Here is a 26,656-nt window from a genome sequence, read left to right on the forward strand (position 1 = left end):
TCCTTCATTTTTTCTTATCCAACAAAAATATCGATCCATCGTCTTCCGTCTTGATTTGCGAGAAACCCAATTTCTCCAACAACTTGATGGAAGGTGTGTTTTCAGTTTTGACAGCGGCTTTGATGTTGAAATCTCCCTGCTGGTTGATCCAAATGATCATGGAGCAGATCACTTCATATGCATATCCTTGTCTTTTGAATAAAGGACTAATGGTGTATCCGATCCAGAACGCATCGTCTTCTTTTTTTAGATAAACATCGCCAATGAGCCTTTTGTCCGTCTTGGTCGTTATTGCAAATTGCGCTCCCGCATCCAGAGAAGGCTTTATCAACAATGCTTTTTCGTATTCTTTTTTCGATAACCCTTTAAATCCCTGGTATTTCATCCATTCCAGATCATTGCGATAATCCAGAAATTCATGAAGATCGTCTAGGATAAAAGACCGTATGATACATCTTTCCGATTGAAATATGGACGTCATTTGGAACTCCTCTAAAAATGGCATCATTTATGATAGGGCTCGTTTCTAAGAATGCGAAAAGCCCGGTAGATCTGTTCCAGTAGCAATATACGAAACAATTGGTGGGGAAAGGTCATGGAGGAAAAAGACAGGGACAGGTCCGAAATGGATTTCACATCGGAATGCAAACCCAAAGAACCGCCAATGATAAAGCAAAGGTGGCTCTGTCCGTTAAGGGCGCAGGTATCCATATAATCGGCAAATTCTTCCGAGGTCATGGTCCGGCCTTCGATCTCCATGGTGACCACCAAGGCGCCGGAGGGAACTTTGGACAGAATCTTTTGTCCTTCTTTTTGAAGAACGTCCACCATTTGTGCCTGGCTCAAGTTTTCCGGAGCTTTTTCATCGGGGATCTCCACCACGTTCAACGTACAATAACGGCCCAGGCGCTTGGTGTATTCCGCCAGGGCCTGGATATAAAATTTCTCCTTGATTTTTCCGACAGCGACAATGGTGATCTTCAAAACGCCACCTATACGTAGGACCCGTTGAGGTAGATGTTTCCTTCATCCAGGTAATGGATCAGTACCAGCACCTTGTCCTCCTTGGTGCCCAGGACATGGCAGACTTCCTTGATGGCGGCCGCCACCAGGTCTTCCACAAAGGAACGGGGATTCCGCTTGGAAACGGAGATCTCCACGACGGGGCGATGGTATCTTTTTTCCGGTTCAGGATCGTCCTCCATGGGATGGCTGTAGAAATGTCCCTGATGGAAGATCTCCCAGGAAACTTTGATTCGGCTTCGGGGTACGTTCAACGTTTCGCAGATGTTTTTGTTGATGTCGGAAACGTCGATGTTTTCCATTAAATAATCGGTTTTGATGGAAATGTATGGCATTTAATTTGCTCCTTCCAAAAGTTTTTTCAGCAACAGGGGAACCTGGTTTTCCGCATCCTCATTGATGGTCAGGATCTCTGAACCGAAAGATTCGGCGGCATCCTTGATGTAATGGGCGGTGGATGTATAAAAGGAGGTTCCGATGATCAACAGCAGGTCCGTTTCACCCATGGTCTCCAATGCTTCCCCAAGCCTGGGGATGGGATCGCCGTAGAGGACCACCTGGGGGTGGAGGACGCTCCGTTCACAATGGGGGCAAAGAAGGCTGCTTCGGGTGATGTCAAAAGGGTACTCCCGGTGGCACCGGGGACAAAACACTGTGCGAAGATTACCGTGGATCTCGATGACCTCTCCATCCCGGCTTCCGGCTCGATGGTGAAGTCCGTCGATGTTCATGGTAACGACAGGGATGTGGTAGGAAGCCAATGCCAGGTGGGCTTCGTTGGGGACGGCTTCATCGATGAGGGTCTTCATGGAGAGGACCGCATCGTAAAAGCCCTGGGGGTCGGCGCTGAAATATGTTCGACTCAGTTTGTCCCGAAGGTCTCCCATTTCTTCAAAGGTGGGAATGTTGCTGGCTCTGGATATCCCGGCTCCCGTCAATGCCTTTATTTTCATTCTTTTCACCTCCACTTCATTATACATTCTATTGTTGACAAATCAAAGGGAAATCCCATAGAGTAAGAGTATGAGAACGACGAAGGAGGAGAAAAAATGACCATACGACAGGACTATTATGCCAATCTGGCAAAAACCCTGGTGGACCGCTTTGAAAAGCGGCGTTTTGAAGCCTACTACTGCCCTACCAAGGAGGAAGCCTTGAAAAAAGCCATGGAGCTGGTGCCGGAAAACAGCCTGGTTTCTTTTGGGGGCAGCATGACGGTGAAGGAATGCGGACTGCCGGATGCATTGAACCGGGCCGGCGTAAAAACAATCGAGCGGGATCGTGCTTCGGATCCGGAGGAAAAGGAACAGTTGACGAGAATGTCCATGGATGCGGATGTGTTTTTCATGAGCTCCAATGCCTTCACCCGGGAGGGGGAGCTGGTCAACATCGACGGGTTTGGCAACCGGGTGGCGGCTCTTTGCTATGGGCCCAAAAGTGTGGTAGTGCTTCTGGGCATGAACAAGCTTGCCCAGGACCGGGAAAACGGGATCTGGCGATGCCAGAATGTAGCCTCCCCCATGAATACGGTCCGGCTGGAGAGAAAGACCCCCTGCGCCATTACGGGGGAATGCGGAGACTGTTACGGCGACGGCAGCATCTGCTCCCAGATCCTTATCACAAGGAGAAGCGGCATCCCCAAGAGGATCAAAATCATCCTCATTGGAGAAGAAATGGGATATTGATCCATATATTGAAAAGAGCCCTTTCCTGGCGGAAGGGCTTTTGCAATTTGTTTACAAAATCGATAAAGAGTGGTCTTTTTATACCTTGACCAATATGATATACTTTCGTTGTGCGAGGCACAAGTACTATAGAAAGTATAATCGGGGGAAATATGAAGAAAATAAAAAACAGATTTTTAGGATTTTATATGGTGGGAGCCTTGATTTTCATGGAGCTGATCTTCCGGTTTGGCACATCTGCGGATCTGCTGGATCCAGGATTGTTGGTATCCCTGTCCCTGGTTTCCATATTTGGAGTGGTGGCCTACTTCATCACCACCATGTTCAGCGCCCGGATCAACCGACTGTTGTCTACGTTGGCCTTGATCTTCTTTTGGCTGCTGTACTCCTCCCAGTTCATCTACAACAAAATATTCAAGACCTACTACACCATCTATTCCATGACGAATGGGGCCAAGGTGTTCAGCTTTTGGCGGGACATCGTTTCCTATACAACAAAGAACATCCCGTGGATCATCCTGCTAGCGGTCCCCATGGTGTTTTATATCGCATACCTGCGCAAACGGATCCAGATGAACCGTCCGGATCTGAAAAACCGGGTCCTGGCGTTGCTGGCCATATTTTTGATCTACTTTGGAAGCATCGGGGCACTGAATGTCGGCTCCAAGGATTTTCAGTCGCCTTATGACATGTATTACAAAAGTTCCGACATTATCGTATCGGTGGATCGACTGGGACTGCTGACCACCATGCGGTTGGATCTCCAGCGGACGGTAACGGGGTGGTCTCCATCCATCGATCTTCCGGATCCGGTGGACGGAGAAACTCCGGAACCAGAGGAGAAGCCGACCATCGAATACAACGTGTTGGATATCGATTTTGAGAGTCTGGCAGCCAACGAAAGCAACGAGACCATCAAAGAAATGCACCAGTACTTCGGCAGTGTGTCACCGACTCAGAAAAACGAGTATACCGGCATCTACGAAGGGTACAACGTCATCGTTCTGACGGCGGAAGGGTTTTCCCCCTATGCTGTTGATCCTGAACTGACACCGACCCTGTACAAGATGGTCCATGAAGGATATGATTTCAAAAACTTCTATACCCCTGTTTGGGGCGTCAGCACCTCCGATGGAGAATATGTAGCCAACGTCGGTCTGATCCCGAAAGGCGGCGTATGGAGCTTTACGGAATCCGCCAAGATCGAACTTCCCCAAGTGTTGGGGAATCAGCTGAAGGACTTGGGTTACAAGACGATGGCTTACCACAATCACACCTACGACTATTACAACCGCCACCTGTCTCATCCAAACCTTGGCTACGACTATAAAGGAGTGGGCAACGGTCTGAACATTAAAAAAGTCTGGCCCAGTTCCGACCTGGAAATGATGGAAGTTACAGTGGACGAGTATATGAACGACCAACCCTTCCACGCCTACTACATGACGGTAAGCGGTCATTTGCGCTATACCTTTGTGGGCAATTCCATGGCGGCGAAAAACAAGGACCTGGTGGCAGATCTGAACATGTCGGAAGAGGCAAAAGCTTACCTGGCATGCAACATCGAACTGGACCGTGCCATGGAATACCTTCTCAACTCCCTTCGGGAGAAGGGCATCGCCGACAAGACCCTGATCGTGCTCAGCGCAGACCATTACCCCTACGGGTTGGAAGAATCCACCATGAGCGAATTTTTGGGTCATACGGTGGAAACCAACTTTGAAATGTACAAAAACCACCTGATCATGTACGTGGACGGCATGGACCCGGTGGTGGTGGATAAACCCGCCAGCAGCCTGGACATCATTCCTACGGTCTCCAACATGCTGGGTCTGGAATACGACAGCCGCCTCTTTATGGGACGGGATATTTTTGCACCGGGAGAACCCCTGATCATCTTCAGCAATCGAAGTTTTATTACGGACAAGGGTCGTTACAATTCCCAAACCAAGGAGTTTGAACCGACCAGCGGGGTCAACGTATCCGATGATTACGCTTCCAGAGTGTCCAAGATCATCAACGGGAAATTCTTTTACTCTGCCAAGATCCTGGAGACGGATTATTTCAGCAAAGTCATGCCATGATGGGTCACGAAAAAGGCCACCTGCGTTTGCAGGTGGCCTTTTAAATGGCTTTATTCTCAGGTTTTTGTCCCATGATCCGGTCGAGCACACTCTCCACCTTCGCCCCGAAGGATCTCGATGGCGTGTTCCATAACGGGAAGGATCACATCCAGGCATTCGTCCACGGCTTTTTTACTGCCGGGCATGTTGACGATGAGGGTCTTGTTTCGAATGCCGGCAGTGGCTCGGGAGAGCATGGCCCGGTTGGTGATCTCCAGGCTTTTGGCCCGCATGGCTTCCGGAATGCCGGGTGCCATCCGGTGCAACACGGCAGTGGTGGCTTCCGGGGTGATGTCCCTGGGGGAAAATCCTGTTCCTCCCGTGGTCAGGATCAGATCCACCTTGGCCACGTCCGCCATTTGGATCAGGTTGTACTTGATCTCTTCCAGTTCGTCCGGGACGATGACGTATTCCACCAATTCTCCGGAAATTTCCTTTATTCGTTCGGCAATGAGCTTGCCGCTTTCGTCGATGCGTTCTCCTGCATATCCTTTGTCGCTGGAGGTCAAAATGGCTACTCGAATCATGATGGTTCTCCTCTCCGGTTGATTTACAATCATTGTAACATAGAACGGCCCGATTCAAACAAGAATTTAGAGGGTAAGAAGGTTCAAGAGTATCAAAATCTTGAGATGGGGGAGTGGGACTTGGAATATCGATATACCATGCGGGGAAAGAAAAGGGAGGCCTTCCTCCAATATTTTTTAAGTCTGGGAGGGGATTTGAAGGATCCTTATACCATCATCTCTTCCTGCTGGAGGGTCTGGATCGGAGATGAAAGGCGGGTGGGCCTTGGGTCCATTACTCTGCCGGAAGTGGATCTGATCCTCTCCTATAGTGGAGAAGGGGATTTTATTGAAAAGTTCCAGCTGGCTTTTTTGACGGCAGGAGGATAAGTGGTCGAAAATCGAACACAGATGCCGTGAAAACGTTGACAGGAGGTTGTTTTTTTTGTACACTGAAAGCAGCACTCCGAGTTGCATCACCTAAGCTGGAAGTACGGTGGTTCGACCGATAGGGTATGACTGGAAACGGCCATGCCTTCCGTTTGAAAAGGAGGATATGAATGTATCTGTTTGATACATTTTTATATTTGCCCCACGGGCAAAAAATATCTTCTTTTATGAATGGAACCGGGTGCCGTCGATTTTGATCGAGGGCTATTTTTATGTAGAAAATATAGATTTTGGAGGTTGCCATGTTTGACGTTAAAAGCGTTCGCGAAACGTTCGCATTGATCGAGACCCATTTTTCAAATTATCCCATGGAAAAAGAGACCGTTCCCCTGGATCAGTGCCTTGGCCGGATCTTGAGTCGGGACATTGCCGCCAGGGAAGACATGCCGGCTTTCCACCGTTCATCGGTGGATGGATATGCGGTAACGTCCAAGGATACCTTTGGCGTGTCGGAAAGCATGCCGGCCCAGCTTCGCCTGGTAGGGGAAGTGAAGATGGGGGAAAAACCGGATTTTGTGATCCGCTCCGGAGAAAGCGCCTACGTGCCTACCGGAGGAGAACTGCCCCAGGGGGCCGACGGTGTGGTCATGATGGAATACAGTGAAGATTTTGGCGATGGAGACATCTTTCTGAACAAGTCAGTGGCTCCCGGAAACAATGTGATTTTCCGGGGAGACGATGTGGCGGTGGACCAGGTGGTCTTGCAAAAAGGACGACGGATCCGGCCCCAGGATCTGGCCATGCTGGCTGGATTGGGCTTGGCTGTTGTGCCTGTTCAGAAGAAGTTGAAGATCGGGATCATATCCACAGGGGACGAAGTAGTGGGGGTGGAGGAAACGCCCATTGGCGCCCAGGTTCGGGACATGAATTCCTATGGGGTTTTGGCCCTGTCCCAGGGACTGGGGCTGGAAGCCGCCTTGTATGGTATCGTCAAGGACGACTTTGACCGGATCGATGCTACGGTACGAAAGGCCGTGGAGGAAAATGATGTGGTAGCCATCTCCGGTGGAAGTTCCGTCGGTACGAAAGACGTGACGGTGAAAGTCATCGACGGTCTGGGTGCACCGGGATTGTTGCTTCACGGGATCGCCGTGAAACCGGGCAAGCCCACCATTCTCGGGAAAGTAGGGGAAAAGGCGGTCATGGGGCTTCCGGGACATCCCGCATCCGCTTTTGTCATATTTCAGATCTTCGGCAAGCATTTGATTCGGACCATGGAGGGCCAGAAAGAAGGGTTTGCTCCTTTTGTCGAAGCGGTCCTGGGGGTCAACTATCCGTCCAATCACGGCAGGGAGGAGTATTTATCCGTCTCCCTGCAGAAAAACGGAGAGGAGACCCTGGCCATGCCGGTCTTCGGAAAATCCGGCATGATCTCCCTGATGACGAAAGCCGACGGATACGTCCACATCAAGCGGGAAAGCGAAGGATTGAACAAGGGACAGACCGTTCAAGTCACCTTGTTTTAAGGAGGAGCAACCATGAGCTATAGATATTTGGAAAACAAGGAACTGACACAAGCTATAACGGAGTATACGACCCGTTTGGACCTGGAAGAGAAGGTTCTGGAAGAAGAGGAGCTTCTCCTTCAAGACGCTCTGGATCGGATCACTTCCCGGGGGGTGATGGCCCATATTTCCGCACCTCATTATTATGCCTGCGCCATGGACGGCATCGCTGTTCGGTCCAAAGAGACATTTGGAGCCACGGACACTACGCCGGTCCACTTGATGCTGGGGGAAGGCTATGAACCAGTGGATACGGGAGATCCTCTGCCCGATGGAATGGACGCCGTGGTCATGATCGAAGATGTGGTCTATGAAAAGGAAGGAGTTGCCACCTTGCGTTCGGCAGCTCATCCCTGGCAGCACATACGGCAGATCGGAGAAGACATCTGCCAGGAGGAGATGATCCTCCCTTCCAACATGAAGATCACCCCTGCGGCCATCGGCGCCATGCTGGCCGGCGGGATCGGAAAAGTGTGGGTCTACCGCAGACCGGTGGTGGGTCTGATCCCTACGGGAGACGAGATCGTCCCGCCGAAAGCGGATCCCCAAAGAGGAGAGATCATTGAATTCAATTCTTCCATCTTTTCCTCCATGATCCGCCTTTGGGGCGGAGAAACCGTGGTTTACGACATCATTCCCGACGATTTGGAAAAAATCAAAGCCGGGTTGGTTCGGGCGGCACAGGAATGCGACATCGTGATCCTCAATGCCGGTTCTTCCGCAGGTCGGGAAGATTTTGCCAGCAGGGCCATCGACGAAACGGGAACGGTCTTTACCCATGGTCTGGCCATCAAACCGGGAAAACCCACCATATTGGGAAAAGTGGGGGATAAACCGGCTGTTGGCGTTCCAGGATATCCCGTATCCGGCATCGTTGTCATGGAGCAGGTGGTAAAGCCACTGGTGGAAAGTTTGTTGAAGATCCCCCTGCCCAAAGCCAACGGGCTGAAGGCTGTTTTGAGCCGACGGGTCATGTCTTCCTTGAAATACCGGGAATTTGTTCGCATGAAAGTGGGAAAAGTAGGATCCCGTTATATCTCGACGCCTCTGGACCGGGGAGCCGGTGTGGTGACTTCTTTTGTGAAGGCGGACGGACTGTTGGACATCCCCATCAACACGGAGGGGCTGGAAGCCGGGGCGGAAGTGGACATCCAGCTGTTGCGAAGCAGGGAAGAGATCGACAACACGGTGATGGTCAACGGCAGTCATGACCCCCTCATCGATACGGCCTACGACCTGTTGCGGAAAAAGGATCACCGGTTGTATGTAAGTTCCTCCCATGTGGGCAGCATGGGTGGGATCATGGCCGTCAAACGAAACGAAACCCACCTGGCAGGCGTCCACTTGTTGGATGAAGCCACGGGGGAATACAATGTTCCTTTTTTAAAACGATATCTCTCCGATGTGGATCTGGTGCGGATCCACGGTGTGAAAAGAAGCCAAGGCCTTATGGTGGCCAAGGGGAATCCCCTTGGGATCGGCGGACTGGAAGACGTGGTGGGAAAAGAACTCTCCTATGTCAACCGGCAGAAAGGATCTGGCACACGGATCCTTCTGGACTATCTTTTGAAACAAAAAGGGCTGGATGGAGAATCCGTGTACGGATACGATCGGGAGGAGCTGACCCATCTGTCCGTTGCCGTCCAAATCGCATCCGGTTCGGCAGACGCCGGACTGGGGATCTACTCTGCAGCCAAAGTCTACGGACTGGACTTTATTCCCATCTGCTGGGAAACCTATGATTTTATTTTGCGGGAAGAGTACTTGAAGGATGAAAAGGTCCTTCGATTTCTGGAAATCCTGCGCTCCGACGCTTTTGCAAAAGCGCTGGAAGAATTGGGAGGCTACGAATCGGAGGGCATAGGTACCATGGAGCAGATCAAGGAGGAAACGACATGATAGACCGATGCGGAAGAACCATCACCTATCTTCGGATCTCCGTGACGGAAAAATGCAATCTCAAATGCATGTATTGCGATCCGGATGGAGAAAACTGCGTGCAGGAAGCGGAAGCGACCCTGTCACCGGAGAAGATCGAAGCTATTGTACGCTCCATGGCCAAGATCGGCATCAAAAAAGTTCGAATCACCGGCGGGGAGCCTTTGGTACGGCGGGATATTTGCGATATCGTCGCCCGGGTGGCTTCTGTGGAGGGGATCGAGGATGTCTCCATGACCACCAACGGCATCAACCTAAAGCGGTATGCCAAACAATTGAAAGAAGCGGGATTGGGCCGGCTCAATATCAGCATGGATTCCCTGAAAGAGGACCGATTTGCTATGATCACCGGAGGCGGACGTTTGAATAAAGTACTGGAAGGCATTGATGCGGCTTTGGAGGCAGGACTGGTGCCGGTCAAAATCAATACGGTGCTGGTGCGGGGGATCAACGACGACGAGATCGACGATTTCATCGCTTTGACCAAAGATCGTCCTCTGGAATGCCGGTTCATCGAGTTGATGCCCATCGGACCTTATGGAGAAGAAAACGGGGACAAGGTGATCCCCTCTTCGGAGATCATAGATGCACGCCCGGACCTGGTCTATTTGAAAAAATCGGACAAAGGAGCGCCGGCGGAGTATTATCGGATGAAAGGTCATCTGGGCAAAGTGGGGTTCATCAGTCCCATGAGCCATAAATTCTGCAACGACTGCAACCGGATCCGCCTCACCAGCGACGGAAAGATCCGTCCCTGTCTGGGAAACAATGGAGAAGTGGATCTGATGGAAGTCCTGGATCATTATCCGGAGAAGCTGGACGAGTTCATCAAAAACATCATCTACAATAAACCGGAAGGTCATCATTTCGGAGAAGACTACACCTCTTCGAGACACATGAACCGGATTGGGGGATAATATGGAACTGAGTCATGTCAATGAAAAGGGAGAGGCCCGTATGGTCAACGTCTCCCAAAAGAACGTCAACGAACGGGTGGCTGTGGCCAGTGCCCGAGTTCGAATGAAAAAAGAGACCATTCAAATGATCGCAACGGGACAAATGCCCAAAGGAGATGTTCTGGCTACGGCTCGGATCGCCGGGATCATGGGAGCCAAGCAAACGGACAAACTGATCCCCATGTGTCATAATCTGCCTCTGGACGGTGTCACTGTCGATTTGGAGATGGATGAAGAACACAGCCTGGTCCATATCACGGCTACGGCTACCTGCGTCTGGAAAACCGGTGTGGAGATGGAGGCGTTGACGGCGGCGACGGTGGCGGCGCTGACCCTGTACGACATGTGCAAGGCCGTAGACAAAGGGATGGTCATTGAGGCTGTTCAACTGGAAAAGAAAACTGGCGGCAAGTCGGGTACCTATACTCGAGAAAAATAAGGAGGAGAATCATGGCAAAAGTCGTGGCGATCAACATCAGTGAAGCAAAAGGGGTGATCAAAAAGCCCATAGAGAAAGGGGAATTCCTGGTAGGATTCGGCCTTCGGGAAGATGCCCACGGGGGAGACTGGCACCGGCAAGTCAGCCTGCTGGGTCAGGAAAGCATCGATAAAATGACAGACAGAGGGGCCCAGGATCTCTCCGCCGGCGTTTTTGCCGAAAACATCACGACGGAAGGAGTGGACTTGTACAAGCTTCCCATTGGCACCAAGCTTCGAATCCAGGATGTACTGCTGGAAGTGACCCAGATCGGGAAAGAGTGCCACCGTGGCTGCGAGATCCTGAAAAAAGTGGGAGATTGCGTCATGCCCAGAGAAGGGATCTTCGCTGTAGTATTGGAAGGCGGAATCGTCTATCCGGGCCAGGAGATCGAAGTACTCTACAATTGAAGAGGTGAATGGGATGCAAACGGAAACAGGTCAAAGCATCGAAAATAAAAATAAGGTATACATTCAACGCTCTCACGACCGGTGTCGACATTACGGCGTGGAGAGCGATCGAATCGACAGCAGGAGGATCTTGGACCAAAAGGAACTGTTTGATAAATTGGAGAACAAAAGAGAGTTGATCCTGGCGGCAGTTCCCTTTATGAATCATCTCTACGAATTTGTCAAGGGCTCCAACTTCTTTGTCATTTTAACGGATGAAGAAGGATGCATCCTGACTCTTATGGGGGATGAAACCATCCTGTCAGAGGCTTTTTCCTGCAAGATGATCCCGGGAGCCTACATGGACGAAAAGAGCATCGGCACCAACGCCATGGGTACCTGCCTGGCTGAAGGCACACCGCTGCAAGTGTCCGGGGAAGAGCATTTTATCACCAAGTACCATCGATGGACTTGTTCTGCAGCGCCCATCCGAAAAGAAAACGGCGAGATCCTGGGGATTTTGGACATTACCGGTTACAGCAAGGCGGTCCATTCCCATACCCTGGGCATGGTGGTGGCAGCGGCCAATGCCGTGGAAAAAATGCTGGAGACTCAAAATTACGCCAAGGCTTTGCGAAAGGCCAAGGTTTTCCATGAAAAAGTGCTGGATGCCATCGTGGCCGGCATCGTGACATCCGATGCCGCAGGAAACATTTTGACGGCCAACAAGGGAGCCAGCGACATGTTCGGGTATCCGGCAGACGAATTCAAGCAGCACAGAGTAGAGGATCTGCTGGTGGATTGGAACCTCTTTCAAAAAGAGATCTTTGATGGCGGAAAAATAATGGAACGGGATGTGCCGGTTCGTGCCAAACGCAACAAGTTGCAATTCAACTTGAGCGTCTACCCGGTCCGGGAAGAGGTCGGAGACATCACCAACTATATCCTGGTTTTCAAGGAAGTCCGAAAGCAGCGGAAGCTGGCGGACAAGCTCATGGGAAGACATGCCATCTATACCTTTGACAAGATCGTCGGCCAAGACCCCAATTTTCTTCGTGTGGTGGACTTTGCCAAGAAAGTGGCCAACAGCCGGTCCAACGTGCTCATTACCGGAGAAAGCGGAACGGGGAAAGAACTCTTTGCCCAATCCATCCATAATCACTCCCAACGCCAATCGGAGCACTTTGTGGCCATCAACTGCGGCGCTATACCGGAGACTCTGATCGAATCGGAACTCTTCGGTTATGAAGAAGGGGCGTTTACAGGAGCGAAAGCCACCGGACACCCGGGCAAATTCGAGATCGCCGACGGAGGGACCATTTTCCTTGACGAGATCGGGGAAATGCCGCTGGACATGCAGACCAGGCTTCTTCGGGTCATTGAAGAAGGGACGGTCAGTCGGATCGGCGGGATCCGGGAGATCGTGGTAGACGTGCGGGTCGTTGCAGCCACCAACAAAAATCTGCTGGAAGAAGTGGAACGCGGCCGGTTCCGAAAGGATCTGTTTTACCGGCTCAATGTGTTGCCGGTCCAGTTGCCTCCCCTGCGGGAGCATAAAGAAGACATACCCCTTTTTGTATCATATTTTATGGATCGAATAACTCAAAAATTGAACAAACGAAAAGTGGAGATTTCTCCGGAAGCCATGGAACAGCTGAAGGACCATGATTGGCCCGGCAACGTTCGGGAACTGGAAAACTTCATCGAATTGGCGGTCAATACGGAATCCCTGCCGCCGGTATTTGGTGACCATCCCTTAGGTCACAAAGAAGAGGATCGCAGCTCGGAGAAAGATTCGGAGCGGAATGAACCGGTGTCTCTGGAGATCATGGAGCGTCAGCACATTGGTAAGACCTACCAATATTTTGAAGGCAACATCAGCAGAGCGGCAAAAGCTCTGGGAATCGGCAGGAACACCTTGTACCGAAAGTTGGAAGAGTATGGGATCGGTGCTTCAAAAAAGGACAATGATCCGAAATGATACAGCAAAATAGCGAAAAAATGTTCCATTTAGAAACATGTGTGATTTTAAAACATATTTAACAATCAAAAACAACGGGGATCTCTGGTTTTCAGGGATCTTTTTTTATTGGCACGAATCTTGCGATAATATAGGGTGAGAAACAAAATTTGAAGGAGGAAGAAACATGGGCGGATACAATGGAACCATTTTGCGAATCAACTTGACAGAAGGTACGGTAAAAAGAGAAGAAACGGACAAGGAGCTGGCTAAACGATACCTTGGGGGCCGGGGACTGGCCTCTAAAATGTTGACGGATGAGATAGATCCCAACGTGGATCCCTTAAGTCCGGACAACAAGCTGATCTTTGCCACAGGTCCCTTGTCGGGGACGCCTACGCCTACAGGAGGGCGCTACATGGTGGTCACCAAGGCACCTCTTACAGGCACCATCGGAAGCTCCAACTCCGGTGGGTACTGGGGTGCGGAATTGAAGTTTGCCGGCTACGATGCCATCGTCTTCGAGGGCAAATCGGAAAAACCGGTGTACATCAACATCGTGGATGATGAAGTGGAAATCAAGGATGCATCTTCCCTGTGGGGGAAACTGGTTTCGGAGACCACGGAAGCCCTGGAAGAGATCCACGGGGAAAAAGCAAAAGTGGCAGTAATCGGACCGGCTGGAGAGCGACTTTCCAAAATGGCTGCCGTCATGAACGACCGGGGACGGGCTGCAGGCAGATCCGGTGTAGGAGCAGTCATGGGATCGAAAAATCTCAAGGCCATCGTAGTCAAGGGAAGCAGCAAAGTCCCCATAGCCGATGAAGCCAAACTGAAGGAAGTGTTTGCCCGATGCATGACCAAGATCAAGGAAAACGGCGTCACTGGACAGGGACTGCCGGCCTATGGAACGGCAGTGCTGGTCAACATCATCAATGAAAACGGCGTCTTCCCCACCAACAACTTTCAAGAGTCCGCCTTTGGCGAAGCGGAAGAGATCAGCGGAGAGACTCTGGCGGAAAAATATTTAAAGAAAAAAGATCCCTGCTACAGATGCCCCATCGGATGCGGACGCTACTGCGAAGTGGATGAGATCAAGGGACAGGGACCGGAATACGAAACCATTTGGGCCTTTGGCTCCGACTGCGGTGTTTCCAACCTGCCGGACATTATCCGGGCCAACTACTGGTGCAACGAATACGGTTTGGACACCATTTCCGCCGGCGCCACCATTGCTGCCGCCATGGAGCTTTACCAAAAGGGACTGATAACGGACAACGATCTGGGAGACGGACCGAAATTGGAATGGGGCAACAGTGCAGCCATCGTGGAATGGACCAAGAGGATGGGTGCCGTTGAAGGATTTGGCGCCAAAATGGCGGAAGGATCCTATCGACTTTGCGACAGCTACGGCGTACCGGAATTGTCCATGACGGTTAAAAAACAGGAAATGCCGGCCTACGATCCCAGGGGGATCCAGGGACAGGGCGTATCCTACGCCACTTCCAACCGAGGAGGATGCCATGTTCGGGGATATATGATCTCTCCGGAGATCCTGGGATTGCCGGAAAAACTGGACCGGTTCACCTTGGAAGGAAAAGCGGAATGGACCAAAATATTCCAGGACTTTACAGCTGCCATCGACTCTTCGGGATTGTGCCTGTTCACCTCTTTTGCCATGGGAGCAGACGATTATGCCGACATGGTCAATGCAGTATGCGGAACGGATTACTCGGGAACGGATTTCATTGAGATGGGAGAACGGATCTGGAACATGGAAAAAATGTTCAATCTGGCTGCCGGCATCGATTCTTCCCAAGATACCCTGCCCAAGCGGCTCCTGGACGACGCCATTGAAGAAGGCCCCTCCAAGGGGTGGGTCAACAAGCTGGACGAGATGCTGCCCCAATACTACAGCACCAGGGGTTGGGATGAAAAAGGTGTTCCCACCAAGGAAAAACTGGAAGCATTGAACGTTTAAGCATATACGGCAACGACCAAAACAAGGGTTTCATTTTAGAGACCCTTGTTTTACAATATAAGAAAGAGAAAAACGTTCATTGGAGGTGGAAGATGAAACTGACGATCAAGCTTTTCGCCACACTCCGGGAAGGCCGGGGAAAAATCATAGATATGGAAGTGGAAGAAGGTGTCACCATCCGGCAAGTGACGGAGGAATTGAAGATCACCGAGGAAGACGTGGCCATCCTGCTTCGAAATGGCCGGGATGCAACGCTAGATGACCGACCTGCAGAAGGGGACACCCTTTCCATTTTCCCGCCTGTAGGAGGCGGTTGATCATGGAAGAAAGGTATTCCAGAAACATCGGCATGTTTTCCGTGGAAGAAATGGAAACGCTCCTGACCAAAGTAGTAGCCGTCATCGGCTGCGGCGGACTGGGGGGATTCCTTATTGAAATGGTGGCTCGCCTGGGAGTCAAAAAGATGATCGTAGTAGACTCCGATGTTTTCGACCCTACTAATTTCAATCGCCAGCTCCTCTCCGATGAAGATTCCGTGGGGGTGAAAAAGGCCCTTCAAGCAGAAAAAAGGATCAAACGGATCAATTCTGCCATTGAGGTGATGGCCTTTGACCAACGACTGGACCTGGAAAAGGGAAGGACCTTGCTTCAAGGCTCCGACTTGATCTTGGACGGAGTGGACAATATCCCCACTCGGTTTCTACTGCAGCAGTTGGGGGAAGAGTTGGACATCCCCTTGATTCATGGGGCCATTGCCGGATGGTACGGTCAGGTGACCACTATTTTTCCGGGAGACCGGACCCTGGATCTGATCTATCCCAACAGGGAAGGAAACGACCGAGGCATCGAGACCCAGTTGGGCAACCCTTCCTTTACGCCGGCACTGGTGGCATCCATCCAGGTGGCGGAAGGGGCGAAAGTACTGACAGGGAGAGGCTCCCTGTTGCGAAAGGAACTCTTGTACATCGACACATTGAACCAGGAATATGAAAAATTGAGTTTGGATTAAAAAAATCGGCGAAAGCCGATTTTTTCTTGGTATTTCTTAGTATATGAAATAGTAGACCAGGATGTAGTGGGATAAACTACCTGCCAGGATGAACAGGTGAAAAATCTCATGATAGCCGTAAGGACCGATCTTCAAAGCCTTGCTTTTGCTTCCGTAAATAACGGCGCCGACGGTGTAAAACAAGCCTCCGGCCACCAATAGTCCGAATCCGGGCTTGGGTAGAAGCTGGTAGAGGGGCTTGATGACGGCAACGCTGGCCCACCCAAGAAACAGGTAAAGTCCAGTGGAGACCCATCGGGGCACGTTGATGAAAAACATTTTCACGATCATCCCTGCGATGGCCAGGATCCAGATGACCCCGAGGAGGTTTCGGCCTAAAGGGGCGGGCAAGACCATAAGGCAAATGGGGGTGTAGCTGGCGGCGATGAGAAAGAAGATCATCACGTGGTCCAGTTTCCGCAACCGGATCAATACGGGCTCCGGTGCAAATTTCCCATGATAATAGCTGGACGCGAAATACAATCCCATCAAGCCTGCAGCAAAGACAAGAGCGCCGGGCAGGGCCATGGGATGGGGATCTTGAGCGGCCCGTAACCAGAGCAGGATGCTGCCAATGACGGCCAGGATCAGGCCTGTCAAATGGGTCAGGGTGTTGTGGGGTTCGCGAAAGTATTTTTCCATAGGGTACCACCTTTACAGATTATGTTGTATAATTATATTAGTATATATAATCAGATATGTCAATAACAAATACTAATTAACCTAGTTATCAAAACGAGATAGGAGCAGGCCATGAAATCCGCCCCATACGTACCCCCCAGTTTGATGGAATTGCCGGAGATCCCATTGTATATGGATCAATTGATGGAATGGATGGAAAAAAAGATGATCTTCCTTCAAGAGGGTGTAGAAAAACCCATCTTGACCAAGACCATGGTGAACAATTACGTCAAATCCGGCATTGTGGAAAAACCGCTGAAAAAGAAATATGCCAGAGACCAGATCATGGAATTGCTCATGGTTTGCCACTGGAAAAACGTGTTGACCATGGAAGAGATGGCCATGCTGGTGAAAGAAGGCCGCAAAGGCAGTTCGGTGGAGGACCTTTACAGCCTGTACCGCTCCCTGTGTCTGGCTTTTGAACAGGGTCAGGGTGTTCCGGCATCCCAGAAGGACCAGTCCTGGGCCAGAACCGTGTACAACGTGATCGTCAGCGAATGGAATCGCCGGAAGGCAAAAGAAATGCTCAGGGCATTCTCCAAAGAGGAGACGCCCTAAGCACCGGCTTGTTTTTTCAGTTCTGGAAGGTTCAACAAGGTAATGTTTTTTTTGTCGAATGCAATAAGCTCCTCGTCTCGAAGGGCGCAAAGCTCCCGGGACAGGGAAGGACGAACCAGACCCAGATAGGCGGCCAGATCGTTTCGGTTCAGCCTGCATTCCACCACTGGATCGTTATTGTCGTCCAGGGTGCCGTCCCATTGGTCCAGCAGATAGTGGATCAACTTGTGGCGGCTTTTTTTCATGGAAAGGTAGCTTACCCGTTTTTCTGTTTCCATGTAGTGTCTGCTCAAAATGGAGAGCATGTTGCGGATCAGTTCCTGATGATGGGCGCAGTTGTTGACGCAAAGGCTTTTCATCCGATCCGGAGAAAAAAAGACGACGGTGGCATCGGTTTTTGCCACAAGGGAATAAGGCCAGGATTCCAGGTCGGAAAAAACGAACAATTCTCCGAAAAAATCACCGGCATGAAATTCGCCCAGGACCAATCGATCTCCTTGGATGGTGTCCTTGACCATGACCAGAGATCCCTTGACCAGGAGTCCGATGCACTGGCAAGCGTCCCCCGTGCAGACAATGGCGGCATTTTTTCGGTAGCTTTCCCGCCTGGGTTGAAAACACTGGAGAACAGTCTGGATGTTTTCGGGTTCGATGTTTTGGAACAAAGCTGAATGGGACAAGGCAGGGTAGTATGTGTCGTACAAGATGTCACCTCCGGAAATTTGCACTGGATCTGTATGTAGTTCCATTATAATACAAGAGCAGGTTGGAGAAAAGGCGAAAGGATGGCCCTTGACGAACTTTAGGAAACCAATCATAATGAAATAGAGGTGATGATGACATGAAAAAATGGATGATCGGTTTACTGGTTTTGGCCATGCTGGTATTGCCGGCTTGCGCAAAAGAAGATCCGCCCCCGGAAGACAACACGCCGGATCCTCCTGCGGTAGAGGAACCGGATCCCATCGTGGAGGCCAGGTACGACGACTTGCCGGAAGGGATATCGCCATTGACGGGACTGACCTATGAAGGGACCCATTGGCCTGCCATGGTCCAAATCGAGAACACGCCGGCTGCCAGGCCCCAAAGCGGCATATCAGCGGCAGAGCTGATTTATGAAATAGAAGTGGAATCCCAGATCACCCGGCTCTTGTCCTTTTTCCACCAGACTTTTCCGGAAAAGGTAGGACCGGTTCGAAGCGCCAGACGACAGCAGATCACGTTGTGGAGCGAATGGAACTACCTGTTCGCCTATTACGGTGGCTCCACTCCTTCCGGACAGAATATCTATGATATTCGAGACAAGGAACTGGGGATCAAGGCACCCGACCTGGACGGCATGGGAACGAAAGGTGATTTTTTCCGAACCAGCGACCGAAAGGCGCCCCACAACGCCTATTTGAACTTATCCAGCCACACAGAGGACGCCGTAGCACCGGATCGGCCCAGGACCATCTATTTTAAAGAAGACGCCCAGTTGACCGGAGAAGGGGCCAGTACCATATCCTTGTCTTATACCAGCAACAACAAGATCTCCTACGATTATGACGAGGCCACCGGGACCTACAAGCGATTCATCAATGGCGCGGCCATGATCGACAAGGAGAACGGGGAACAGGTGACGGTGACCAACATCATCGTGCAGCGGGCAAGGCACTTTAAAGTGACCGGCACCGTATACACCAACATCGACTTGTTCGGATCCGGAGAAGCCATCTATTTTTCCCAGGGGAAAATGCAGGTGGGGACTTGGGAGCGAAAAGACAAGAACGATTTGACCGTTTATTATGATGCCAACGGGGAAGAGATCCCCCTGCCGCCGGGGAAAACCTTTGTACAGATCGTACGGGAGGACACCGCCATTACAACGGAATGATCAAAAAAAACACCCTTTTTGGGTGTTTTTTGTTGCCTTAATTGCCCTTCATGAAGGCTTCGATGTCGTCTGCCTCCTTGATGATCTGGGCGGATAAATTGACGGGACCTTCTTCCGTGATGAGGATGTCGTCTTCGATGCGGACGCCGATGCCCTCTTCCTCGATGTAGAGGCCCGGTTCGCAGGTATAGACCATCCCCGGTGTAAGGACCATGTCCCGGTCCCCCACGTCATGGGTGTCCAGACCCAAGGGATGACCGATGCTGTGGTAGTAGTATTTGTCCACATCCGATTCGTCCGTGATCAGTCCCAGCTGGATGCAGCCCTTGGCCAACAGGTCCTTGGAAAAGGCATTGATCTCTTTCATGGACGCTCCCGCCTTCATTTCTTCCACGGTTTTCTTCAGGGTGTCCAGCACGACGCTGTAGACCTCCCGTTGTCTTGGGGTGAAAGTGCCGCTTGCTGGAAACGTCCGGCTGATGTCGGCACAGTAGTTGTTCCAGCGGGCGCCAAAATCGAAAAGGATCAGGCCGTCTTTTTCCAAGGGGGCGTTGTTGTCCACATAATGAAGGACCGTGGCGTTTTTACCGGAGGCCGCGATGGTGTCAAAAGCGTGCTTTGCCCCGTGGAGGCGGAAGGAAAAATCAAGGTAGGCTTCCAGTTCGTGTTCGTGGCTGCACTGGGGAGCCTTTTGAAGCAGCAGCTGAAAAGTCTCGTCGGTGATGGCGATGGCTTTTTTCAGCTGGTCGATCTCATGATCCGCCTTGATGAACCGCTGGGCGGCCATCTGGGGAGCGACATTTTCCAGTTTCAGCTGGGGATATCGATCCTGGAAAGTGGATGCCCAAGCCAGTGCCGGTGTCCTGTGATCGGTGGGGGCGTTTTGTGCCAGGTCCAGATAGCAGGAGTGAACAGGATCGGCTGTTTGTTGGATCCGCTGGTGGAGCTTGTTCTCAAAAGCGTCCACATGCAATATGGCATCCACGCCGGAGGTCTCTTTGGCTTCCTCTTCCCGTAAAAATTTTCCCACCCATTTCTCCTGGACAGGGTCCACTTTGGGGATGAAGAGGAATTCCTCCCACTTCTCTTTCCCTTTCCATGCGGCATAGATCAGATCGGGTCGGGCCAGGCCGGTGAGGTAGTAAAAGTTCTTGTCCACATCGAAGGGATAGTAGGCGTCCCGGGAACGATGGGGGCCTTCCCGGAAAAGGAAAGGATCATGGAGCCGTCGCCGATGGACTCCAGCAGTTTTTTTCGATTGTTGATGTGAAATTCTTTCATGGCAGATACCTCCGTATTTCTTTTCATGTTATTTTATGGTGTTTTATTTTTTATCCTTGTTTTTGGCCAGCAAAATGGCGTGGGTGATGGCTGTGGAACCGTACTTGTCCCGGATCTTGTCCATGGCTTTCTCCAGGTCCCGGTGTTTTTCGTGATCCTTTGCCTCTTCCTGTACCGATGGGAACATGGAGAGCTGCTCCACGTCCGGTTCCCGGTGAAAATCGGCAAGGGTGACGCCCAGTAGCCGCAGTGGCCGTCTCCCCTTCCAGTGGGCTTCCAGAAGTCGGCAGGCCGTTTGAAAGACATCTCTGGAAGAGTTGGTTGGATCCACCCTTTGCTGACGGGTGATGGTCTGAAAGTCGGTGTATTTGATGGTGATCTGGACCGTGGTCCCTTCCTTGCCCTTTCGTCGGGCCCTTCTGCCCACCTGGTCGCTGAGGGAGAAGAGGATCTGCTTGGCCATCTCCAGGTTGGTCAGATCTTCCGAGAGGGTCACGGATTTTCCGATGGATTTCACATCGTCCCGGTCGTGGGCCGTCACCGGAGCTTCATCCAGACCGTTGACGTGCTGATGGAGATCCCATCCGTGTTTGCCAAGTCTGTCCTGGAGGAGGGACGGATCGCTTCGTGCCAGTTCCCCGATGGTGAAGAGTCCCATGTCGTTCAATTTTTTTGCCGTCTTGGAGCCGATGCCCCACACCTTTCCCAGGGGAAGGGGCCAGAGTTTCTCCTCCAGGTCTGCCGGAAACAGGGCGGTGATGCCCCTGGGTTTTTTCATTTCGGCGGCCATCTTGGCCAGGAATTTATTGCTGGAGATCCCAATGGAACAATCCAGCCCCAGTTCCTGGTGGATGGCATCCTGGATGGTCGTTGCCGCTTCCATGGGAGGGCCGAAAAGCTTGTGGGAACCGGTTATGTCCAGCCAGGCTTCATCGATGCTGTTTTGTTCCACCGTGGGGGAAAACCGGTCCAGAAGATCCATGACCTCCCTGGATTTTTGGCTGTAGTAGTCATGGTCCGGGGCCACCAGTTTCAGATCAGGACAAAGCTTCAGGGCCTGGTACACGGACATGGCGGTGCGCACGCCGTAGCCCCGGGCATTGTAATTGGCCGCCAGGATGATGCCGGTTCGCTTCCTGGGATCTCCCGCCACGGCAGAAGGACCGTCTTTTAAATGAGGCTGTCGGACGGTCTCGCAACTGATGTAAAAAGCATTCATGTCCACTAAAAAAACAAGTCGATCCACGGAGCAGCCCTCCTTTTCGGATCTTTTTATCGTATCATTAAGTATACCATGTCTTTTCCCTTTGTGGTATATGCAGGATGGACAGGGATCTGCTTTCAGGGTACAATGGAAAAAAAGAAAACAAGGAGGAAATTCCATGAAAGTTGTAGTGGTAAACGGCAGTCCAAAGGCAAAGGGAAATACGGGCCTGGCGCTGGGCAAGGCGGTGGAAGCATTGGAAAACGCCGGTGTGGAGTGCACCGTGATCCACGTGGGCAATCAAGCCATCCACGGCTGCATGGCCTGCGGACAGTGCGGAAAGAACAAGGATGAAAAATGCATCCAAAAGGACGATCCGGTCAATGAGTGGATCCAGGAGATGAAAAATGCCGACGGAATTTTACTTGGGACCCCCGTGTATTATTCAAGCATGGCAGGAACCATGAAGTGTTTCTTGGACCGGGTATTCTTTGTTGCCGGAGCCAACGGGGGTTTCTTCCGCCACAAGGTGGGGGCGGGAGTTGCCATAGCCAGAAGATCCGGAGGAACGGCGACTTTTGACCAGCTCAACAAGTATTTTCTCATATCGGAAATGATGGTACCTGGGTCCAATTACTGGAACGTGGGACACGGGGGGAAACCGGGGACATCCTTCAGGACGAAGAAGCCATGCAGATCATGGAAGTGCTGGGAGAGAATATGGCCTGGCTCATCAAAAGCCTGGACTATGCGAAAGGGGCGGTAGAGGAACCGGCGAAAAAACAAAAAACCGCCACAAATTTTGTCCGGTAGCTCCGGTTGCGTTGCAATCCGGGTTTTACAAGTGTAAAATAGTGGTATTGAATCGAACGGAGGAACCGACAAATGAAATGTTACCGGCATAAGCAGTTGGCCACGGATTACTACCAAATCAGCATGAGCAACGTATATATCAACGAGGGGAAGGACAAGGATATCGCCGTTTTTGACATGTTTGTCCGAAACAACCCGTTCAACGGAGGTTATATCGTTTGCGCCGGTTTGGAGCAGGTGGTCCAGTATCTCATGGACCTGAAATTTGAAGAAGAGGATATCGAGATGCTTCGGGAGAACCATCCCGAGCTGACGGAAGTCTTTCTCGATTATCTGCGGGATTTTCGTTTCACGGGAGAGCTGTGCGCCATCCCGGAGGGAACCATTCTCTTTCCCCATGAACCCATCCTTCGGGTCAAGGCGCCCCTGCTTCAGGCCCAGATCGTAGAAACGGCCCTTTTGAGCATCATCAACCATCAGACACTGATCGCAACGAAAGCGGCCAGGATCGTCCAGGCGGCGGAAGGGGACCCGGTGCTGGAGTTCGGACTGCGACGCGCCCATGGATCGGAAGCCGGTTTGTATGGAGCCAGAGCTGCAGTGATCGGGGGCTGCCTTGGCACCAGCAACGTGGAATCGGAAACCTTGCTGTCCATTCCTTCCAAAGGGACCATGTCCCACAGCTACATCCTGAGTTTCGATACGGAATACGAGTCTTTCATGACCTATACCAAATACAATCCCAACAACCTGATCTTGCTGGTGGACACCTATAATACGCTTAAATCCGGTGTTCCCAATGCCATCAAGGTGTTCCAGCAATTGAAGGAGGAAGACCGCCTGCCCAAAATGTACGGTATTCGACTGGACTCCGGCGACCTGGCTTACCTGAGCAAGGAAGCCAAAGCCATGCTGGACGCCCACGGATTCGAAGATGCGGTAATCTCAGCATCTTCCGACCTGGACGAATATCTGATCCGGGATCTGAAACTCCAGGGATCCACCATCAACTTATGGGGCGTGGGGACCAAGCTGATCACGGCATACGATCAACCGGCCTTGGGAGCGGTCTACAAGCTGGCCCAGGTGGAAAGCGACGGGAAAATATACAACAAGCTGAAAATTTCCAACGATCCGGGAAAGATCACCAACCCTGGATATAAAAAGGTGGTACGACTGTACGACAACGAGACCGGCAAAGCTCTGGCGGATTTGATCATGCTGGTGGACGAGACTGTGGATGAAACGAAACCACTGACTATTTTCCATCCTATCCACACCTGGAAGAAGCGGGAGTTGACGGACTTTCATGCCAAGCAGTTGATGGTCCCAGTCCTGGTGGATGGGGAACTGGTCTATGATCTGCCTACGGTAACAGAGATCCGAGAACATCTGAAGGAGGAGCTGGAGAGCATGTGGCCGGCGACGACCCGGTTTACCAATCCCCATGAGTATCACGTGGACTTGTCGGACAAACTGTGGAACTTGAAAAACGACATATTGAACAAACGATGAAACAAAGGATGACAAAGGAGCATGCCGAGGCATGCTCCTTCGATTGTTTTTTGGACTTTTATTCCGGCTCCACGCCGCCAACAGGTTCGGTACCATCGGGGTAGCGTTCCGGTATGCGGACCGTCAAAGTATTGGTGGCGCTTCCAAGGCGCTCCTGCAGTTCCTCCGACAGGACAAATTCCAGGGTGGTCCCCCACTCCAGCTGGGAAAAGACATAGGTGGCAGACGATACCAAATGGGTGTCGTTGCCCAGGATGTCGGATGGCTTCGTTTCGGGAAACTGGATGTGGTTGGAGAAGATGCTTCCCGATACCTTTCCCATCTCTGAAATGTCGGCAGGAAGAATGGTGTTGGAGTTTTTTATTTCTGAAATGGTGAAGGTGAACTCGTTTTCCGTCAACCGGATCTGGCCGTTTTCCGGCAGGGGGGCATCGTTTAGCAACAGTTCATAGGTCCAGTCCAACTGGGCCATGATCCGAAGGCTATCCGGCGGAAGTACGGTGATGGCTTTGTTGACAAATTCGCCGGTGCCGGTGCGGAAGTCCTCCAACTGCTGAAGCTCCCCTTCCAGCTGCAGGATCTGTTCTTCCAGCTGTTCCACCCGCTCTTCCAACTGGTCGATGGCGGCGTCTTTTTTTGCAAGGTCTTCCTCCGCCGGCGTCGTTTGCTGACATCCGACCAGCATCAGACCCAAAAAAATCAGTATAAAATATTTAATGCGCAACAAGCCACCTCCCCAATTTTTCTTCGAATTAGTCCAAGCAGAGTTATTTTAACACAATAAAAACCAATAATCAATGGAGGGGGTTTCCCGATGCAAATGTGTAGAACAAGTGTAAAGTGGGTAAAATATTATGGTATAATGGTAAGGACTAATATTTATAACGAATGGAAATTCATGGGTTGAATTTCAGGAGGATGAGGACATGTACAGTGAAGAAAGATCGCAAATGTGGTTGGACAGTTCGTATGTGAAGGAAGAAGACAAGGAAGAGATCCGGGCGATCCTGGGTCAACCGGCAGAATTGGAGGATCGTTTCTATAAGGATTTGGAGTTTGGAACAGCCGGTTTGCGGGGGATCATGGGAATGGGAACCAACCGGATGAATACCTACGTGGTGGACATGACTACCCAGGCTCTGGCCAATTATATTGCAAAAAAAGGCGAAAAAGCCAAGGGAATGGGCGTGGTGATCGCCTACGATTCCAGAAACCAATCGGAAAAGTTTGCACGAAGCGCCGCTGCCGTATTGGCGGGGAATCAAATCAAGACCTACTTGTTCGACTCCTTGCGCAGTGTACCCCAGTTGTCTTTTGCCATTCGACACTTGAATTGCATCAGCGGGATCGTGATAACGGCAAGTCATAATCCGCCGGCCTACAACGGATATAAGGTATATTGGAAAGAAGGATATCAGATCACACCGGAAGCGGCGGTGGAGATCAGTGAAGAGATCAGCGACATCCACGACTTCAGCATGATCCGGACAGCGGATCTGGAGTCGGCAAAGGAGCAGGGGATCCTTCAGATCATATCGGAAGATGTGGACGCAGCCTACATGAAGGAGATCATGAAAGGGATCACCCGCCGCGACTTGATCCAGGAACAGGGGTCCCAATTGAAGATCGTCTATACGGCCCTTCACGGATCCGGGAATGTTCCCGTTCTAAGAGGGTTGAAGGAAGCCGGGTTCGACCAAGTTTACAGCGTGAAAAAGCAGGAGGCACCAGATGGGAACTTCCCAACGGTCCGGGAACCGAATCCGGAAAAGAAGGAAGTCTTCGCCCTGGCCATGGAACTTGGCAAGGAAGTGGACGCAGACATCCTGCTGGGGACGGATCCCGACGCCGACCGGCTTGGGGTGGCCTATAAAAATGAAACGGGAGATTATCGTTTGCTTAGTGGAAACGAGATCGGCATCCTGTTGTCCTATTACCTGTTGAAAACGGCTAAAGAGCAAGAGAGGTTGAGCGAGAAAGGAGTCATCATCAAGAGCATCGTCTCCACGGAACTGGTGGAAAACATCGCCAAGGATTTTGGCGTCAAGGTCATCAACGTGCTGACGGGATTCAAGTACATCGGAGAATTGGTGGAAGAGTATTCCAGGACCAAGGTTCGAGATTTCATCTTCGGTTTTGAAGAAAGCTACGGGTATCTTCCAGGCACCCATTGCCGGGACAAGGATGCCATCATGACGTCCCTGGTCCTTTGCGAGATGGCCCTCCATTGCAAGAGCCAAAACAAGACACTGGGTGATGTCCTGGAAGACATTTACGAAACCTACGGATATTGCCTGGATGACATCATGGCCATGGAAATGGCAGGAAAAGAAGGTGCGGCAACCATTGGCCGGATCGTGGACTACTTCAGGAAAAACATGCCCATGAAATGGGGAGAGCGACGGGTCAACATCGTAGAAGACTATCTTTCCGGCAAGCGAAACTTGGTAGGCGTCAGTACGGAGGATATCGGGTTGCCCAAATCCAACGTGATCAAAGCCTATTTGGAGGACGGGTCCTGGTTTTGCGTGCGGCCTTCCGGAACGGAACCGAAAATAAAGATCTATTTCAGCATCCGGGGAAATTCCGTAGAGGAAGCTGCAGCGACCCTCCAGGATCTGAAATCTCAGATCAACCAAAAGATCAGCGACATACGACAGGAACAAGGTTAAGAGTCGAAGGGAGA

The 26,656-nt window shown here is 51.3% G+C and carries 27 protein-coding genes, 1 pseudogene and 1 riboswitch; of the genes and pseudogenes, 17 read left to right on the forward strand and 11 right to left on the reverse strand.

Annotation, left to right across the window (positions count from 1 at the left end; translation table 11 throughout):
• Positions 1-4: 4 nt before the first annotated feature.
• Genes J0B03_RS08055 through J0B03_RS08070 form a run of 4 tightly spaced genes read right to left on the reverse strand, consistent with a single transcriptional unit; the run spans position 5 to position 1,976 of the window.
• Positions 5-481: a GNAT family N-acetyltransferase gene (locus J0B03_RS08055; protein WP_207299112.1), complete on the reverse strand. Its 477-nt coding sequence runs from the start codon at positions 479-481 to the stop codon at positions 5-7.
• A 23-nt stretch (positions 482-504) separates the two neighbouring features.
• Positions 505-984: a 23S rRNA (pseudouridine(1915)-N(3))-methyltransferase RlmH gene (gene rlmH / locus J0B03_RS08060; protein ID WP_207299113.1), complete on the reverse strand. Its 480-nt coding sequence runs from the start codon at positions 982-984 to the stop codon at positions 505-507.
• A gap of 8 nt (positions 985-992) precedes the next feature.
• Complete coding sequence (locus J0B03_RS08065) at positions 993-1,358, reverse strand: tautomerase family protein (protein WP_207299114.1); 366 nt, start codon at positions 1,356-1,358, stop codon at positions 993-995.
• Entirely contained in the window at positions 1,359-1,976 is a 618-nt protein-coding gene (locus tag J0B03_RS08070; RefSeq protein ID WP_207299115.1) for an SIR2 family NAD-dependent protein deacylase, read from the reverse strand. It abuts the gene before it with no gap.
• A 96-nt stretch (positions 1,977-2,072) separates the two neighbouring features.
• On the opposite strand from J0B03_RS08070, the gene J0B03_RS08075 reads away from it, so the two are divergent.
• A complete protein-coding gene (locus J0B03_RS08075; protein WP_207299116.1) occupies positions 2,073-2,708 on the forward strand; it encodes a lactate utilization protein in 636 nt (211 codons plus the stop codon).
• A gap of 152 nt (positions 2,709-2,860) precedes the next feature.
• Positions 2,861-4,792, forward strand: a complete 1,932-nt coding sequence (locus J0B03_RS08080; RefSeq protein ID WP_207299117.1) for an LTA synthase family protein — start codon at positions 2,861-2,863, stop codon at positions 4,790-4,792.
• 56 nt (positions 4,793-4,848) lie between these two features.
• On the opposite strand, the gene J0B03_RS08085 is transcribed toward J0B03_RS08080, so the two are convergent.
• A complete protein-coding gene (locus tag J0B03_RS08085) occupies positions 4,849-5,358 on the reverse strand; it encodes a MogA/MoaB family molybdenum cofactor biosynthesis protein (protein WP_207299118.1) in 510 nt (169 codons plus the stop codon).
• A gap of 120 nt (positions 5,359-5,478) precedes the next feature.
• On the opposite strand from J0B03_RS08085, the gene J0B03_RS08090 reads away from it, so the two are divergent.
• From J0B03_RS08090 to J0B03_RS08135, 10 genes are all read left to right on the forward strand, one after another.
• A complete protein-coding gene (locus J0B03_RS08090) occupies positions 5,479-5,727 on the forward strand; it encodes a MoaD-like domain-containing protein (RefSeq protein WP_207299119.1) in 249 nt (82 codons plus the stop codon).
• Between the two features lie 62 nt (positions 5,728-5,789).
• A riboswitch (molybdenum cofactor riboswitch) is annotated at positions 5,790-5,906 on the forward strand.
• Between the two features lie 123 nt (positions 5,907-6,029).
• Positions 6,030-7,253 (forward strand): molybdopterin molybdotransferase MoeA, encoded by a 1,224-nt coding sequence (locus J0B03_RS08095; protein ID WP_207299120.1) that lies wholly within the window; start codon positions 6,030-6,032, stop codon positions 7,251-7,253.
• A 12-nt stretch (positions 7,254-7,265) separates the two neighbouring features.
• Positions 7,266-9,191 (forward strand): molybdopterin biosynthesis protein, encoded by a 1,926-nt coding sequence (locus J0B03_RS08100; protein ID WP_207299121.1) that lies wholly within the window; start codon positions 7,266-7,268, stop codon positions 9,189-9,191.
• A complete protein-coding gene (moaA, locus tag J0B03_RS08105) occupies positions 9,188-10,147 on the forward strand; it encodes a GTP 3',8-cyclase MoaA (protein ID WP_207299122.1) in 960 nt (319 codons plus the stop codon). Before J0B03_RS08100 ends, moaA begins: the two co-directional genes overlap by 4 nt.
• Before the next feature lies 1 nt (position 10,148).
• A complete protein-coding gene (gene moaC, locus J0B03_RS08110) occupies positions 10,149-10,625 on the forward strand; it encodes a cyclic pyranopterin monophosphate synthase MoaC (protein WP_207299123.1) in 477 nt (158 codons plus the stop codon).
• An 11-nt stretch (positions 10,626-10,636) separates the two neighbouring features.
• The gene (locus J0B03_RS08115) at positions 10,637-11,074 is read left to right on the forward strand and encodes an MOSC domain-containing protein (RefSeq protein WP_207299124.1); all 438 of its coding nucleotides are present in this window, start codon (positions 10,637-10,639) and stop codon (positions 11,072-11,074) included.
• Between the two features lie 13 nt (positions 11,075-11,087).
• Complete coding sequence (locus J0B03_RS08120; protein WP_207299125.1) at positions 11,088-13,034, forward strand: sigma-54-dependent Fis family transcriptional regulator; 1,947 nt, start codon at positions 11,088-11,090, stop codon at positions 13,032-13,034.
• A 166-nt stretch (positions 13,035-13,200) separates the two neighbouring features.
• Positions 13,201-14,994, forward strand: coding sequence for an aldehyde ferredoxin oxidoreductase family protein (locus tag J0B03_RS08125; RefSeq protein ID WP_207299126.1), 1,794 nt, complete (start codon positions 13,201-13,203; stop codon positions 14,992-14,994).
• Positions 14,995-15,086: 92 nt separating this feature from the next.
• The gene (locus tag J0B03_RS08130) at positions 15,087-15,311 is read left to right on the forward strand and encodes a MoaD/ThiS family protein (RefSeq protein WP_207299127.1); all 225 of its coding nucleotides are present in this window, start codon (positions 15,087-15,089) and stop codon (positions 15,309-15,311) included.
• A gap of 2 nt (positions 15,312-15,313) precedes the next feature.
• A complete protein-coding gene (locus J0B03_RS08135; protein WP_207299128.1) occupies positions 15,314-16,003 on the forward strand; it encodes a HesA/MoeB/ThiF family protein in 690 nt (229 codons plus the stop codon).
• Positions 16,004-16,039: 36 nt separating this feature from the next.
• Here J0B03_RS08135 and trhA read toward each other — a convergent pair whose 3' ends face one another.
• Positions 16,040-16,684, reverse strand: a complete 645-nt coding sequence (gene trhA / locus J0B03_RS08140; RefSeq protein WP_207299129.1) for a PAQR family membrane homeostasis protein TrhA — start codon at positions 16,682-16,684, stop codon at positions 16,040-16,042.
• 111 nt (positions 16,685-16,795) lie between these two features.
• Between trhA and J0B03_RS08145 the strand changes: the two genes are divergently transcribed.
• Entirely contained in the window at positions 16,796-17,281 is a 486-nt protein-coding gene (locus tag J0B03_RS08145) for a DUF1836 domain-containing protein (RefSeq protein WP_207299130.1), read from the forward strand.
• Here J0B03_RS08145 and J0B03_RS08150 read toward each other — a convergent pair.
• Positions 17,278-17,985 carry a Crp/Fnr family transcriptional regulator gene (locus tag J0B03_RS08150; RefSeq protein WP_207299131.1) on the reverse strand — a complete coding sequence of 236 codons (708 nt, stop codon included), beginning with the start codon at positions 17,983-17,985 and terminating at the stop codon, positions 17,278-17,280. The two genes, J0B03_RS08145 and J0B03_RS08150, sit on opposite strands and share 4 nt — an antisense overlap.
• A 137-nt stretch (positions 17,986-18,122) precedes the next feature.
• Here J0B03_RS08150 and J0B03_RS08155 point away from each other — a divergent pair, with 137 nt between their 5' ends.
• Entirely contained in the window at positions 18,123-19,157 is a 1,035-nt protein-coding gene (locus J0B03_RS08155; protein ID WP_207299132.1) for a DUF3048 domain-containing protein, read from the forward strand.
• Between the two features lie 37 nt (positions 19,158-19,194).
• Here the strand turns inward: J0B03_RS08155 and J0B03_RS08160 are convergent, their stop codons facing one another.
• Genes J0B03_RS08160 through J0B03_RS08170 form a run of 3 tightly spaced genes read right to left on the reverse strand, consistent with a single transcriptional unit; the run spans position 19,195 to position 21,684 of the window.
• Positions 19,195-20,316 (reverse strand): aminopeptidase P family protein, encoded by a 1,122-nt coding sequence (locus J0B03_RS08160; RefSeq protein WP_207299133.1) that lies wholly within the window; start codon positions 20,314-20,316, stop codon positions 19,195-19,197.
• Positions 20,268-20,438, reverse strand: a complete 171-nt coding sequence (locus J0B03_RS08165) for a hypothetical protein (RefSeq protein ID WP_207299134.1) — start codon at positions 20,436-20,438, stop codon at positions 20,268-20,270. Before J0B03_RS08165 ends, J0B03_RS08160 begins: the two co-directional genes overlap by 49 nt.
• 43 nt (positions 20,439-20,481) lie before the next feature.
• Positions 20,482-21,684, reverse strand: coding sequence for a DNA polymerase IV (locus tag J0B03_RS08170; RefSeq protein ID WP_207299135.1), 1,203 nt, complete (start codon positions 21,682-21,684; stop codon positions 20,482-20,484).
• Positions 21,685-21,820: 136 nt separating this feature from the next.
• Here J0B03_RS08170 and J0B03_RS08175 point away from each other — a divergent pair.
• Both J0B03_RS08175 and J0B03_RS08180 read left to right on the forward strand, forming a co-directional pair.
• Positions 21,821-22,455, forward strand: a pseudogene (locus tag J0B03_RS08175) (flavodoxin family protein).
• 72 nt (positions 22,456-22,527) lie between these two features.
• Positions 22,528-23,970: a nicotinate phosphoribosyltransferase gene (locus tag J0B03_RS08180; protein ID WP_207299136.1), complete on the forward strand. Its 1,443-nt coding sequence runs from the start codon at positions 22,528-22,530 to the stop codon at positions 23,968-23,970.
• A 58-nt stretch (positions 23,971-24,028) separates the two neighbouring features.
• On the opposite strand, the gene J0B03_RS08185 is transcribed toward J0B03_RS08180, so the two are convergent.
• Positions 24,029-24,694, reverse strand: coding sequence for a hypothetical protein (locus J0B03_RS08185; RefSeq protein WP_207299137.1), 666 nt, complete (start codon positions 24,692-24,694; stop codon positions 24,029-24,031).
• Positions 24,695-24,896: 202 nt separating this feature from the next.
• On the opposite strand from J0B03_RS08185, the gene J0B03_RS08190 reads away from it, so the two are divergent.
• Positions 24,897-26,642 (forward strand): phospho-sugar mutase, encoded by a 1,746-nt coding sequence (locus J0B03_RS08190; protein WP_207299138.1) that lies wholly within the window; start codon positions 24,897-24,899, stop codon positions 26,640-26,642.
• The last annotated feature ends 14 nt before the right edge of the window (positions 26,643-26,656 follow it).

The sequence above is a fragment of the Alkalibacter rhizosphaerae genome, assembly GCF_017352215.1.
In the GTDB taxonomy this organism is placed as follows: Bacteria; Bacillota; Clostridia; order Eubacteriales; family Alkalibacteraceae; genus Alkalibacter; species Alkalibacter rhizosphaerae.